This window comes from Halorubrum sp. B52, assembly GCF_059752555.1.
Map to the genome: position 1 here is coordinate 464,975 of NZ_MWTG01000007.1, position 13,182 is coordinate 478,156.

At 71.8% G+C, this 13,182-nt stretch carries 15 protein-coding genes; 2 read left to right on the plus strand and 13 right to left on the minus strand.

Annotation, left to right across the window (positions count from 1 at the left end):
• Window positions 1-15: 15 nt before the first annotated feature.
• The 7 genes from B4V04_RS03760 to B4V04_RS03790 form a co-directional block, all read right to left on the minus strand.
• On the minus strand, window positions 16-972 hold the full coding sequence (locus tag B4V04_RS03760) for a transcriptional regulator TbsP domain-containing protein (RefSeq protein ID WP_498229294.1): 957 nt from the start codon (window positions 970-972) through the stop codon (window positions 16-18).
• Window positions 973-1,068: 96 nt separating this feature from the next.
• Entirely contained in the window at window positions 1,069-1,380 is a 312-nt protein-coding gene (locus B4V04_RS03765; protein WP_498229296.1) for a CGCGG family putative rSAM-modified RiPP protein, read from the minus strand.
• 62 nt (window positions 1,381-1,442) lie between these two features.
• A complete protein-coding gene (locus B4V04_RS03770; RefSeq protein WP_144799086.1) occupies window positions 1,443-2,117 on the minus strand; it encodes a helix-turn-helix domain-containing protein in 675 nt (224 codons plus the stop codon).
• 162 nt (window positions 2,118-2,279) lie between these two features.
• A complete protein-coding gene (locus B4V04_RS03775; RefSeq protein ID WP_498229298.1) occupies window positions 2,280-2,825 on the minus strand; it encodes a halocyanin domain-containing protein in 546 nt (181 codons plus the stop codon).
• A 128-nt stretch (window positions 2,826-2,953) separates the two neighbouring features.
• Window positions 2,954-3,175 (minus strand): DUF2249 domain-containing protein, encoded by a 222-nt coding sequence (locus B4V04_RS03780; RefSeq protein WP_498229300.1) that lies wholly within the window; start codon window positions 3,173-3,175, stop codon window positions 2,954-2,956.
• 101 nt (window positions 3,176-3,276) lie between these two features.
• The gene (locus tag B4V04_RS03785; RefSeq protein WP_498229302.1) at window positions 3,277-3,846 is read right to left on the minus strand and encodes a DUF7998 family protein; all 570 of its coding nucleotides are present in this window, start codon (window positions 3,844-3,846) and stop codon (window positions 3,277-3,279) included.
• On the minus strand, window positions 3,843-4,118 hold the full coding sequence (locus tag B4V04_RS03790; RefSeq protein ID WP_498229304.1) for a DUF2249 domain-containing protein: 276 nt from the start codon (window positions 4,116-4,118) through the stop codon (window positions 3,843-3,845). Before B4V04_RS03790 ends, B4V04_RS03785 begins: the two co-directional genes overlap by 4 nt.
• 135 nt (window positions 4,119-4,253) lie before the next feature.
• On the opposite strand from B4V04_RS03790, the gene B4V04_RS03795 reads away from it, so the two are divergent.
• Window positions 4,254-5,648, plus strand: coding sequence for a hypothetical protein (locus B4V04_RS03795; protein WP_498229306.1), 1,395 nt, complete (start codon window positions 4,254-4,256; stop codon window positions 5,646-5,648).
• A 143-nt stretch (window positions 5,649-5,791) separates the two neighbouring features.
• Window positions 5,792-6,544 (plus strand): HU family DNA-binding protein, encoded by a 753-nt coding sequence (locus B4V04_RS03800; protein WP_498229307.1) that lies wholly within the window; start codon window positions 5,792-5,794, stop codon window positions 6,542-6,544.
• A 123-nt stretch (window positions 6,545-6,667) separates the two neighbouring features.
• Here B4V04_RS03800 and B4V04_RS03805 read toward each other — a convergent pair whose 3' ends face one another.
• The 6 genes from B4V04_RS03805 to B4V04_RS03830 are packed head-to-tail and all read right to left on the minus strand — an operon-like array spanning window position 6,668 to window position 13,177.
• Window positions 6,668-7,642, minus strand: a complete 975-nt coding sequence (locus B4V04_RS03805; RefSeq protein WP_498229308.1) for an ABC transporter permease — start codon at window positions 7,640-7,642, stop codon at window positions 6,668-6,670.
• A complete protein-coding gene (locus B4V04_RS03810) occupies window positions 7,635-8,372 on the minus strand; it encodes an ABC transporter ATP-binding protein (RefSeq protein ID WP_498229309.1) in 738 nt (245 codons plus the stop codon). Before B4V04_RS03810 ends, B4V04_RS03805 begins: the two co-directional genes overlap by 8 nt.
• Before the next feature lie 2 nt (window positions 8,373-8,374).
• On the minus strand, window positions 8,375-9,904 hold the full coding sequence (nosD, locus tag B4V04_RS03815) for a nitrous oxide reductase family maturation protein NosD (RefSeq protein ID WP_498229310.1): 1,530 nt from the start codon (window positions 9,902-9,904) through the stop codon (window positions 8,375-8,377).
• On the minus strand, window positions 9,904-10,671 hold the full coding sequence (locus B4V04_RS03820) for a hypothetical protein (RefSeq protein WP_498229312.1): 768 nt from the start codon (window positions 10,669-10,671) through the stop codon (window positions 9,904-9,906). The genes nosD and B4V04_RS03820 overlap by 1 nt, the downstream gene beginning before the upstream one ends.
• Before the next feature lie 47 nt (window positions 10,672-10,718).
• A complete protein-coding gene (gene nosZ, locus B4V04_RS03825; protein ID WP_498229314.1) occupies window positions 10,719-12,797 on the minus strand; it encodes a TAT-dependent nitrous-oxide reductase in 2,079 nt (692 codons plus the stop codon).
• Window positions 12,794-13,177, minus strand: a complete 384-nt coding sequence (locus tag B4V04_RS03830; RefSeq protein WP_498229315.1) for a BlaI/MecI/CopY family transcriptional regulator — start codon at window positions 13,175-13,177, stop codon at window positions 12,794-12,796. Before B4V04_RS03830 ends, nosZ begins: the two co-directional genes overlap by 4 nt.
• Between the last annotated feature and the right edge of the window lie 5 nt (window positions 13,178-13,182).

The following is a 13,182-nucleotide window of genomic DNA, read 5'->3' on the forward strand; positions in this document are numbered from 1 at the left end:
TTTCGCGCCCGGCCGTCATTCGATCGCGTTCGCCGCGGCCGCCACCGCGTCGCCCGGCCCGTCGGCCTCGGCGAGCGCGCCCCGAGCGACGAGGCGCTCCCGCGGCCGGCCGACCGGCTGCGAGACCGACTCCGTGCCGAGCAGTCCCGCCTCTCGGAGTTCGCGTTTGATCCGCGTGAACGTCGCCGAACTCCCGAGCCCGGCCTCCTCGCAGGCGCGTCGCAGGTCGCGGTCGAGCGCGCCGCGGTGGACGCCGACGACGTACGCGCGGCGGCGCGCCCCGGCCAAGTCTAGCCTGCCGTCTTCGACCGCCTCGCCCGCGACGCCCGCGGAGCCGTCCCCGTCAACGTCCCCGGCGTCGAGCGCCAGGACCACGTCGTCCGCGACGGCGTCGCCGCAGCGCTCCCGGACCGCCTCGTACGCGCGACGGCGACTCGGCGTCCGCAGGCGACGCTCCGCCGCCGCGTCGACGAGCGGAGCGTAGCGCTCCCGGAGCGAGGGGTCGTCGCCGACGCGACACCACGCCTCGGTCGCGTCGCCGTCGCGGTCTGCGTCCCCTCGACGCCCGCCGGCGACGAGCACGTGCCCCGTCTCTCGGCCGACGAGGGCCGCGTTCGGCTGCGGTTCCGACAGCGTTCGGAGCTCCAGGACGCCCGACTCCGCGAGCGCCGCGAGTCGGCTCGCGGGGCGGAACCCGTCGGTGACGACGTCGACCGCGCGGTCGCTCGCGAGGACGGTGAGCGTCGGGAGCCCCGAGGTGGACGGGTCCGACGGCGACGTCGGGGAACCGTCGGTCGACGCCAGCGCACGCAGCGTCGGGAGGTCCGGCTCGACGAGCTCCGGCGCCGCCTCGCGGTACGCCTCGATCACCGCCGTCAACAGCGACGGCGACGGGTCCACGAGCACCGGGTCGTCGAACTCCCCGATCGGTCCCGGCCCGTCCGCGAACGGCAGGGTCGGCTCGGGGGACACACCCGCAACTACGCGGCTGACGAATTAAGAATGGCGACGGGACGGTCGCGGTCAGTCGGCGGACACGGTCGCGGTCAATCGGTGGGGACGCTCGTCTCAGGGAACGTCCACGCGGGTGACGTGACCGCCGCAGCCGCACTGCTTGACGTACTCCGGGTCGAGGTCGTCTCGCTCCTCGCGGAGCGCGTCGTAGAGGAACCCTTCGGGGTGGCCGAGGTCGCCGTGGGTGACGAGGTTCACGTGGTTCCCCGAGGCCGTGTGGTCGACGGCCGCGAGCGCGTCGCGGACCGCCAGCTCCGGGTCGTCGGCGTACTTCGGTTTCTCTAAGTTCGCCGACCAGGAGTTGTCGTGGACTCGGTCGGTGATCGGTTCGGCGGTCTCGTCGTGGTCGTCGGTAGTGGTGGTCATGGGGGTCGTCGGGGTCGTCGGGTCGTCGGTAGTCGTCGGGATCGGCGGGGTCGGCTTCGCGTCTACGGATCGACGGTCGCGATCTCCGTCTCGTCGTCGACGGGGTGGCTCGGGAGGTCGTCGACGAACTCCCGGACCACCGTCCGCTCGACGCGCTGGAGCGTCTCGCTACAGGTCGACTTCGCTATCCCGACGTGCTCCGCGACCTCCGTCAGGGTGGCTCGGCGCGGCACGTCGTAGTAGCCGAGGTCGACGGCCGCGAGCAGCAGCTCCCGCTGTCGGTCCGTCAACAGGCGAGCGGGGTTGACGCGTTGGCGCACGCGCTCGACCTCGAACTCCAGGCCGAGCTCGCTCAGCCGCCGGCCCATCTCCGCGACGCGCTCGTGTTCGCCGGTGACCTCGACCTCGGCCACTCCGTCCTCGATGTCCAGCGGCATCTCGATCGGGAGTCCGGAGCGCTTCGCGGCCAGCAGCAGCAGCGGCGCGTCGGTCTCGATCCGGATCGTGGCGACGCCGTCCTCCCGCGCCATCACCGACACCGAGGCCAGCGCGTCGTGCGACTCCATCGTCGCCAACACCGCGTCGACGTCGCGAGCGGTGACCCTGACCAGGGCGAAGCCGGCGCTCTCACCGGGGACCGCGGTGAGCACGCGGAACCCCGCGTCGGGGAACTCGCGCGAGACGTCGGCTATCCACGGACCGTCGGGCAGGTCGACGAGGAGTCGTGCTTGTGGCATCTGTGTGGGTCGGGGTCGGTCGGTCGGGGTCGGTGGTCGGTCGGTGGTCGGTCGGTGGTCGGTCGGTGGTCGGTCGGTGGTCGGTCGGTGGTCGGTCGGTGGTCGGTCGGTGGTCGGGGTCGGTCGGTGCCGGTTCTCAGTCGAAATCCGGTCGCCGAAGGGTCACTCCACGTAGACGGCGCCCTTCATGCCGACCGCTTCGTGGGGAGTACAGACGTAGGTGTACGTCCCGGACTCCTCGAAGGTGTGCTCGAAGGTGTGACCCTCCTCGCCGACGGTCTCGCTCTCGAAGTTGCCGTCGGAGCCGGCGACGTTGTGCTGGCCGCCCTCGCCGGTCCACTCCCAGGTGACGGTGGTCCCGGACGACACCGCGACCGCCGCCGGGCCGAACGCCAGCCCGTCGCCGGCGCCGACGTTGACGGTCACCGAGTCGGCGTCGGTCATGTCGACCGTCTGCTCGTAGTTGTTGGCCTCGTCGAGGAACCCGCCGTAGTCCGGCTCCTCCGAGAGGTACTGCTGGTCGCCGCTCGCGCCGTCGCTACCGTCGCTACCGCCGTCGCTGCCGTCGCTACCGCCGTCGCTTCCGTCGCTACCGCCGTCTCCGCCGCCGTCGCCGCTGCTGCCGCCGCAGCCGGCGAGCGCGGTCGTCACGCCGAGCGCAGCGGTCGTTCGTACGAACGTTCGCCGGTCGAGTGTGCCTCGGGTCATTGCGTCTCGACGTAGGGTAGTAGGGGGAATATCTTCGGCGGAGGTTCTCGGCGTGCGGGGCCGTGAGGCGAACTATTCGGGTCGGAGTATAAAAGGAGGTGACCGGGGACGCCGCCTGCGACCGCCGCTCAGGCGTGTTTGATGGTGACGTGCCACTCATCGTCGTCGACCCGCTCGGTCTCGTGTTCGAATCCGCGGTCCGCCAGCACGTCGTACAGCGGGACCGGTTCGAAGTCGTTCACGAGTCGCAGCCGCTCGTCGGACCCGAGCTCGTCGAGCGCGTCGCTGATGACCGGAAACGGGGGATCGTCGCGCTCGCGCACGTCGAGGACTGATTCGGCGTCGCTCATACTCGGACGCACGGGACGGTCGGGTATGGCCGTTCGCGGGAACATGTTCGACCGACGCGTCGGGGAGACGCCCCCGCGGTGTCCGACCCGCCGGCGAGCGTTCAGAAGGGACTCGTCGGCCCGCTCTCTCCGTCGTCAGGTGATCCTCCGTGGGCGACGTCAGGGGGTCCCTCGCGGGCGGCGTCGGGTCGCTCGTCGACGGCGACCGGATCGGAGTCGCCGGACTCGAGCCGTTCGAGCCGGTCGTTGACCGCCTCGCTCCCGTTGAGCGAGGGATCGACGCGGACCCGAACCAGGTCGTACCCGTGGTCGTCGACGGCGTCGAACGCGCGGAACGCGCCCACCGCCAGGGGCTCGGCCTGCGGGCAGAACGCGGTCGTCGGCGTGAACTCGGCGCGGAGCGTCGCCGGGTCGTCGGCTTCCTCGGCGTAGCGGAACCCGGCGTCGGGGTGCCGCGGATCGAGGTTGAGCCGGGCGAGGTTGTAGCCGAACGTGGCGTCGTACACGCCGTGCTCCTCGAAGGCGTCCCTGGCGTGCGGGTGGACGGCGACGTGGTCCTCACCCGCGAGGACGTCGTGGTCCGCGAGGAACGCGCCCGGCTCCGGGACGTGCTCCGGCACGAACTCGTCCGCGTCGTCGAACTCGGGCTCGGAGCCGCCGAGGAAGCTCATCGGTCCGCCCCCGCGATCCAGATCGCCGTGACGACGCCGTCGTCCGCCTCGACCGTGTCGTACGCGTAGCCGCGGTCGTCGAGCTTCGGGAACAGGAACTGCGGGACCCGGTCGTTGCGCTGGACCAAGACGGTCTCGTCCGGCAGGTCTGCGAGCAGTTCGAGCGTCCGCCGAAGCGGCTCCGGCGGGCCGAGGTCGGCGACGTCGAGCGTCTCGACCGGCCGGTCCGTCGGCGCCTCCGTCTCCTCGAGGACCGATGTCTCCCGTGGCATAGGCGGGCGTTCGTCCCCCACGCGCCCGTCGTTTACCCCGAACGTGTTCGGGAGTTGTCTCACCCGTCGGTTCGGCGGAGCGTCCCGAACAGGTTCGGGGACGTGAACAGGGACTCGGGGGCCGTACGCGATCGCATGCGAGGCGTCCCCGGCGATCTCACGACCTCGACGCGACCGCCGACCACGATTCCCCTCCGGCACTTCCTCGTCGCCCTGGGGTTCCTCGTCGCCGGCGGAACGCTCGCGCTCCTGCGCGTCGCAGGGATCGAGGGAACGGGTGCGGCTCTCGGCGGAATCGCCGCGGCGCACCTCCTGCTCGTCGGGTGGGTGTGTCTCACGATCCTCGGCGCGATGACACAGTTCGTCCCCGTCTGGTCGGGCGTCGAGCTCCACTCCGATCGGTTGGCGACGCTCCAGCTCGCCGCCGTCGCCGTCGGCGTAAGCGGGTTCGCCGGCGGGCTCTGGCTCGGCCGCCCGGCGGACGCGGCCCCCTTCGCGGGGTTCATCCTCCTCGGGTTCGCCGCCTTCGCGTACAACCTCGGCCGGACGCTGTGGCGCGCCCGTCCCCTCGACGTCACTGAGGGGCACTTCGCGCTCGCGCTCGGCTTCCTCGCGCTCGCGGCGGTCCTCGGCGGGAGCCTCGCCGCCGATTACCGCTGGAGCGTGCTCGCTCCCCTCGGCCTCTCGCGGACCGCGGTCGTCGACGCGCACGTCACGCTCGCCGTCCTCGGCGTCGTCGTCACCACCGTCTTCGGCGCCCTCTACCAGCTCGGCCCGATGTTCACGCAGACCGACGGGCTCCCGATCGAGGACCGGCTCGCGCGCGTCGAGACCGCGGCGTACCCGATCGGCGTCGCCCTGCTCGCCGCCGGGCGGCTGTTCGCGGTCGCCCCGCTCGCCACCGCCGGCGGGCTGCTCGTCGCGGGCGGGGCGGCGGTCGCCGGGGGGATCCTCCTCCGTCGACTCCGCGACGCGACCGCGACGGCGACGCCGATGCTCTCGCGGTACGCGGTCGTCGCCGTCGCCACGCTCGCGTGGAGCGCGACCGCGGCCGCGGCGTGGGCCGTCGACCCCCTCGGGCCCGCCGTCCGGTTCGGACACCCCGCGGTCGGACCCGTCCTGCTCGGCGCGCTGATCGGCTTCGTCGTCGTCGGGAGCCTCTACCACGTCGTCCCGTTCATCGTGTGGCTCGACCGGTACGCCGACCGCGTCGGGCTAGAGCGCGTCCCCTCCATCGACGACCTGTATCACGCGCGCGTCGCCGCGGTCGACCTCGTCGCGACCGTCCTCGGGGCCGGCCTCCTGCTCGCGGCCGCGGCCCGGCCCGCTGCCGGGTCGCTCTGGGCGAACGCCGGTCTCTCCGCGGGCTTCGTTCGACCCCTCGGGGGCGCGCTCGTCGTCGCCGGCGCGCTGCTGTTCGCCGGCAACATGGTCGCGACCGTCCTCCGCCACGGCGGGGCCGCGATGCTCGGCCGGGCCGGACCGGAGTCGACCGCGGGCTCGGAGGCGTCCGACGTCCCGGAGCGGTGAGCGACGGCCCCGCCGGGGAGCGTTTCCGTGGCACATGGAACCTCGCGGTCGGCGTTCGATTTCGGCCGAATCGGTGATGCGGAGAAATATACGCAATAGTGAATTTACAATATCTTTATATCTTCATCGAGCGATAGAGGGCTGTGAGAGAACAGTTCACGACAACCACCGGTCACTCGCGGCGAGCCGTACTGCGGAGGGGCGCTATCCTCTCGACGTCCCTCGGACTGGCCCTGTTGACGACGACGGGTCCGGCCGCGGCGATGAACAAAGCGGAGCTGATCGAGTCGATGGCGAGCGAAGCCGGGCTGAAGCAGTCGGAGATAGAGGCGGCGCTCGACGCGTTCACCGCCGCGACGACGGAGGCCTTGAAGAGGGGGGATAGCGCCGTACTGGTCGGATTCGGCTCGTTCAGCATCTCGAAGCGGTCCGCCCGCACGGGGCGGAATCCGAGGTCCACGCGCGGGCCGGCCGACGACTCGCCGGTGACGTTCGACCCGTGTCCGGCGTTCGCGGAGGCGCTCGATCTCAACCCCGGTAGGGGCGACGAGGCCAGCGCCAAGTGCCGGGACGCCGACGTGGTGATCGACGCGAAATCCATCGCGGAGAAGGCGAAACGCGACTCGGACAGCCGGTTATCGGAGGCGGACGCGAAGCGGGCGCTCGACGCGTTCATCAACGCGACGACGAAGGCCCTGAAGAAGGGTGATCGGTTGTCGTTGGGCGAGAAAGAGGACGACGAAGAGGGCGAGAATACGGGGTTCGGCTCGTTCAGCATCTCGAAGCGGTCCGCCCGAACCGGGCGCAACCCGCAGACGGGGAAGGAGATCCAGATCGCGGCGAAGAACGTGGTCAAATTCAAGGCGGGCGCCGAGCTGTCCAAGGCCGTGAATTAGTTCTCCGCCCGAGCTGCCGGATATCTCCCCGAAGGTCTTCTCTAGTAACCGATTACGCGGAGCCGCTCCGATCGCCCTCGAAAGGTTCCGAACCTTTTGATTGGAGCCCGTACGCAGCGATTCTCAGATCCGTTTCGAGCGCAGCGCGACCGCGGCGACGCTCACCCCGACGGCGACCCAGCCGAGCAGGACGACCGCGAGCGCGCCGACGGAGAGCCCGCTGCCGTCGAGCGCGGCCGCGAGCCCGGCGCCGCCCGCGTCGGTCGGGGCGAGCGCGAGCAGGCGGTACGTCGAGACGGGGTTCGCGGCGACCGCGGCGGCGACGAACCCGCCAGCGCCGTCGAGCGCGGCCAGCACGCCGAGCGCGAGCAGGTCGTGGACCAGCGCGAACCACGCCCAGACGAGCAGGGCGGCCGCGAGCGCGACCGTCGAGGTGGGCGCGACCGCGGAGATCGCCACCCCCAGTCCGAGGAGCGCGACGGCGACGGCGACGGTCGCGAGCAGGAACCACGCGAACGTCGGCCAGCCGGCGAGCCCGAACTCCCGGAGGAGGAGCAGTCCGGGGACGCCGAAGCCGACCACGACCGACGCCGCGAGCACCGCGGCCCGCCCGGCGAACACGCCGATCGCGGCCTCGACCCGCGAGACGGGTAACGTCAGCACGACGCCGAGCCGTCCGCGCTCGGCCGCGCCGACGATCGCGCCGTGGCCGAACGCCAGCGCGGCCAGCGGGACGAGGTACGTCGCGAGCTCGACGTAGCTCGCGACCACCGGCTCGTAGCCGGTCGGCGCCACGCTCGACCCGCTGAACGTCGCCAGCAGCAGCCCGAACGCGGCGAAGACGACCGTCAGCCCGACCGCCCACCCCCGGCGGGCCGTCAGCCGGGTCTCGCGGCGGGCGATCCGGAGGACGATCCCGGGGCGCGGGAGGGGGATAGAGATCCCCTCCGCGTCGGCTGCGGTCTCGTTCGCAGTCTCCGTCTCCGTCGCCTCCGCGGTCGCGTCCGTCGGCGAGCCGGCGGTCGCGCCGTCGACGACGACGCCGCCGTCGGGGGCCGGAGGCGTCGATTCGTCTCCGTCGCGTCCGCTCTCAGGCATCGCGACCACCCCCGGTGAGCGAGACGAACGCGCCCTCGAGCCCGCCCTCGTGGCCGGCGGCGAGCCCGTCGGGCGTCCCCTCCGCGACCAGCCGGCCCTCGTCGAGGACGCCGACGCGGTCGCAGACGCGCTCGGCCTCGCGCAGCGCGTGGGTCGCCATCAGTAGGGTGACGTCGGTCTCGTCGCGCACGCGGGTCAGGACCTCGCGGAGCGCGGCGACGCCGTTCGGGTCGAGCCCCGCGGTCGGCTCGTCGAGCAGGAGCACCGACGGGTTCGCGAGGAGCGCGGCCGCCAGCCCGAGGCGGCGGGACATTCCCTTCGAGTAGCCGTCGATGGGGCGGTCGATCGCCTCCGCGAGGCCGACGGTCGCGGCCGCGCCGGCGATGCGCTCGGCGGCGTCCTCCGGGCTCGATCCAACCCCGCGGACGTCGGCGTGGAACCGAAGGGTCTCTCGCCCCGTCTCGCCCGGCGGGAAGCCGGGGTTCTCGGGTAAGATCCCGATCGCCTCGCGGATCCGCCAGCCGAACTCGGCCACCTCGCGGCCGCCGACCGCGACGGCGCCCGCGTCGGGGCGCTCGTGGCCGGCGATCAGCCCGAACAGCGTGGACTTGCCGGCGCCGTTGGTTCCCACGAGGCCGTACGCGTCGCCCGATTCGACCGCGAGGTCGAGCCCGGCGAGGGCCTCGACGTCGCCGTACCGCTTGTGAACGTCCGTGATTTCGATGCGCATGGTTACTGGTGCCGCTGGTGGTGGTCGTCTCCCGGGTCCGAGTCGTACTCGACGGTCGCGTCGACGGCCGCCGCGTACGGGCGATACGGCTCGACGTCGCGGACGGGGTCGGCGAGCGGGCGGTGGTCGACGATCCCGGCGGTCTCGACCGCGGGGAATCGGCTCTCGACCAGCCGGATCGCGTCGAACGCGGGGCCGTCGGCGAAGACGGCCGCGGTCGGGTGCTCCTGGACGATCCGCTGGGCCGCGCCGGCCGGCCGGTGACGCGTCTCGCTCAGCCCGTCGTCGTCGGCGTCGGCGACGCGGGCGTCCGACCAGTAGTTCCCGCGGTCGGTACCGTTCCAGGCGACGAGCTCGCGGGTCGTCGTCAACACCGGCACCTCGTTCTCGACGAAGCCGTTGCCGACGACGGTCGTCCCCGAAGTCCCGGCGGAGTGGTGGACCCCCACGCCGTTCGCGTACAGGAGGTTCCCGCGGACCTCGTTGTGCTGGGCGTTGTAGAGGAACAGCCCCTGGTCGTTGGCGACGAGGTCGTTGTCGCGGACGACGCTGCGGTCGATCTCCTTGAGCAGGATCCCGTGGCCGCTCTCGCCGCGGTTCGCGACCGCGGTGTTGTTGACGACCTCGATGGAGTCGCTGACCATCAGCGCGTACCCCACGTCGTTCTCGAAGGCGACGTTGTCCGCGATACGGTTGTCGTCCGAGTACATGTAGTGGACGCCGTACCGGAGGTCCCACAGCGTGTTCCCCGTCGCCTCGACGTCGGAGGCCCACGAGTAGTAGATCCCGTCGCGCACGTCCGTAATCGACGTGTCGCGGATCTCGGTCCCCTCCGTCTCCCAGAGGTTGATCCCGTTGCCGCGGTTCGCGAACCGCGGCGCCTCGGTGCCCTCGATCCGCGAGTCGGCGACCGTCACCTCGTCGGCGCCGTTCACCCAGACGCCGAACGCGGCGTCGGTGAGGTACAGCTCCGAGAGCGTCGAGCCGGTGGCGTTCCCGGCGACGTACACCGCGGAGTCCTGCGATTCGAGATTTTCGCCGGTGTCGTCGATCCAGACGCCCTCGACCGTCGCGTTCGGCGCCTCGAGGACGACGACGCTGTCGTCGCCGCCGCCGTCGATCAGGGCCTCGTGGGTCTCGGCCGCCCGGACCGTCACGTTCGGCTCGTCGACGACGACGGGTTCCGCCGGCTCGAAGACGCCGGAGAGCACGACCGCGTCGCCGGGCTCCGCGGCGTCGACCGCGGCGTTCAAGTCGTCGTACGTCTCTCCCGTCGCGTTCTCTCCGCCCGCGCTCACGACCGTCGCGGTCCCCGACGCCGTCGGCCGCGCCGGGTCGTACGTCGGCGGGTCGACGACGGGCTCGTCGGTCCCGTTCGCGGCGCCGGCGTCGCTCCCGGCTCCGTCGCCGGCCACGGCGCCACTCCCGGTCGCCGCGACGGCGCCACCGAGGACGGCCGCGAGCACGACGGCGGCGGCGACGAAGACCGCGCGCGCCGAGACGAGGCAGGCGACCGACGGGCGCCGGGTCATCAGTTCACCCCCGCGCGGGAGTCGTCAGTGGTCGGAGCCGGCTCGTCGCTCGATCGGTCCCGTTCGCCCTCGGACCCGTCGCCCTCGTGCCGGTCCGCGAGGCGCTCGCGGAGCCGCGCCGCGGCCTCGCCGACGGTGATCCGCGAGTCGCGGAGCAGGTACGCCGCGACCAGCAGGAGGAACCCAAGTCCGGTCATGTACCCCCCGGGACCGAACCACGCCACCCCGCTGATGTTGGCGATCTCGTAGGCGCCCAGAAGCGGCGGCGTGAACTCCGCGACGCCGACGACGGGCGCGTCCTCGCCGAGCGCGTGACCCGCCTGGTACAGCCGGTACTGGACGATCGCGAACGTGCCGACGAACGCGACGGTCGCCCCGATCAGCTGGCCGAGGAGGCCGTAGCGGAGCTTCCGCTCGGTCGGCGCGACCGCCACGAAGGCGCCCGCGGCCGCCACCGCGAGGAACACGACCGGCCCGAGGATCCACTCCGGCGCGGCGATCGCGTCCGGGTGGACCGCGTAGTTCGGGTCCACGAACACCGGGTCCGGGTAGTAGAACCCGACGTAGTGGTTCAGCGCCTGCACCTCGGCGTAGTCGCCGCCGAGCCGCGGGTAGGCGTACAGCTCGACGAGGAGCCCGTCCGGGTACTGGGGCGCCTCGAAGGCGATCTTCCAGACGGGCACCGCGAGCGCCGCGACGAACAGGATCGCCGCGGTCACGGGCAGGGCCCGTCTGAGCTCCGTCAGTCGGTCGAGTGCTGGTCTCATGGCGTGGGGGTGTGGGTGGGGGGTGGTGGTCGTGTGGCAGTTCGTCTCTATTCGCTCGGCTCGACGAGGATCCGCGAGCGCATCTCCAGGTGGAGCGCGCTACAGAAGTACGCGCAGTACGCCCAGAACACGCCCGGCTGGTCGGCCGTGAACGTCACCTCGCGGGTGTCCTGGGGCGCTAACGCGAGGTTGATGTCGTACTCCGGGATCGCGATCGAGTGGATCACGTCGCTCGTGGTTTCGATGTTCGAGATCTTGAGGCGGACCTCGTCGCCCTCCCGCAGGGTGACCTCCGGGAAGGCGTACTGGTTGCGGCGCGCCCACATCTCGATCTCGACGGTGCTCTCGTCGACCCGCTCGAACGACTCCTCGCCCTCGGCGACGTACTCCAGCTCGTAGTCGTCCGGGTCCCACGTCTTCGCGGGGTCGATCTTGTCCTTGTGGACGATGCTGGCGTCGTGCGGCTCGGGGTACGACGGCTTGTCCTTCACCAGCTGCATCCCGGCGTCGTCGTCGCCGATGTAGAACAGCTGGTCGTTCTCGGGGTGGATCGGCCCCACCGGGAGGAACCGGTCCTTCGAGAGCTTGTTCAGCGAGACGAGGTAGTCGCCCTGCGGCGACGCCGTGTACGACTCCGCGGCGATGAGGTGGCCGGGGTTGTAGTGGACGTCGTGGCGGTCGACGACCGGCTCCTCGGAGCCGGCCTCGGCCTCGACGGCGGCCTCGTAGTCCCACTTGACCACCTCGCTGTCGATGAACGTCGTCGTGTACGCGTGGCCCCGGCCGTCGTAGGCGGTGTGGAGCGGCCCCATCCCGATCCGGGGCTGGCCCACGATGGCGTCCTGCGGGTCGTCGACCTCGGCGATCGCCTCGACGTCGATGACCGTACAGCTCGGGTCGAGCTTCCCGGAGGCGATGGCGTACTTCCCGTTCGGCGTCACGCTGACCCCGTGCGGGCTCTTCGGCGTCGCGACGTAGCGGACGATCGGGCGGTCGCCCTCGTTGAGCGAGCTGTCCTTCGTCCCGTCGACGACCGGGACGCCGCTGATCTCCTCGTAGTTCCCGGCCTCGACGGCGTCCCAGATGGCGGGGATGTCGAACGCCTTCACGTAGTCGCGGTCGGAGCGGGCCATCTCGCCCTCGGTGACCCCTTCCTCGCTGTTGTAGCCGGTCGCGAAGAACCAGCGGCCCTCCTTGCCGCCGTCCCCGTTGTCCATGTTGCCGTCGACCTCGACCTGCCACTCGACGTCCATCGTCTCGGGGTCGATGGCGGTGAGGACGGAGCCGTACTCGTCGGGGCTCTGCACGTCGCGGCCGTCGTTCGGCATCGGGACGCGGAACTCGCCGACGCCGAAGACGAGCTGCGTGTCCGGCAGCTGCATACAGGCGCCGTGGACGCCCTGACAGTTCGGGACGTTCGTGATCGCGTCCGTCTCGAAGTACTCCAGGTCGACCCGGGCCATCCGCCCGTTCGCCTTGTCGTTGACGAACAGCCAGCGGCCGTCGTAGTCGTTGTCGGTCTGCGAGACGCGCGGGTGGTGGGTGTCGCCCCACACGTGGCCGTCGCCCTCCTCCTCCAGCATCCGACTCGTCTTCGCGTCGTGGCCGTAGCCGCGCGCGCTCTCGGCCTGGAACACCGGGATCCGCATCAGTTCGCGCATCGACGGGAGACCGACGACGCGGATCTCCCCCGTGTGGCCGCCCGAGAGGAAGCCGTAGTACTCGTCGTGCTCGCCGGGCGCGACCGAGTGCTCGCCGCTCCCGGCCGCGCCGCCGGAGTCGTCGTCCTCGTCCGCGAGGATGCTCGTACAGCCCGCGAGCCCGCTCATGGCGCCGACGGCGGCGCCGGCCTTCATGAAGTCGCGCCGCCCGAGCTCCAGGCGCGGGAGGTCGAGGCTCGGCCGCTTCGCCGCGGTCGCGTCCGTCCCCTTCGCGGTGGAGGCGATGTCGCGCTCGTAGTCGGTGAGCAGGTGCTCGATCGTCCGCCCGTCGACGATCTCCGGCTCTCCGTCGGCCGCGTCCGTTCCGTCTGCCGGTTCCGTCTCGCCCGCGTCCGCGGGCGTCTCGTCGCGCTGTTCGTCGGCCGCTGCCGTCCGCTCGTCGCTGGCGTTGGGTTGGGAAGTCATTGTCGGGTGGTGGCGTCGGCGCTACCGTCCGCTCCGCCGTCGCCGTCGGATTCCGTTCGGACCGCGATCCGCTCGACCGCCGAGTCGCCGAGGACCGTCCGCAGCTCGGCTTCGATCTGCGGAACGAGCCGGTCGCGGGCGGCCTCGGCGTCGAAGCGGTAGCGGTGTCGCGTCGTCCCCCGGCGCCGCTCCGCGCCGCGGTCGACGAGCCCCTTCTCGACGAGCCGGTCGACGGTCCGCTTCACCGTCGTGTACGCGACGTCGTCGCCGCGGCCCGTGACCGCGTCGTGCAGGTCGCGGGCCGTGAGGGAGTCGTCGGCGCGGCGCAGGACGGCGAGGAGTTCGCGTTCCCGCGGTCCGAGCTGTGTCCACTGGGTCATGGGTG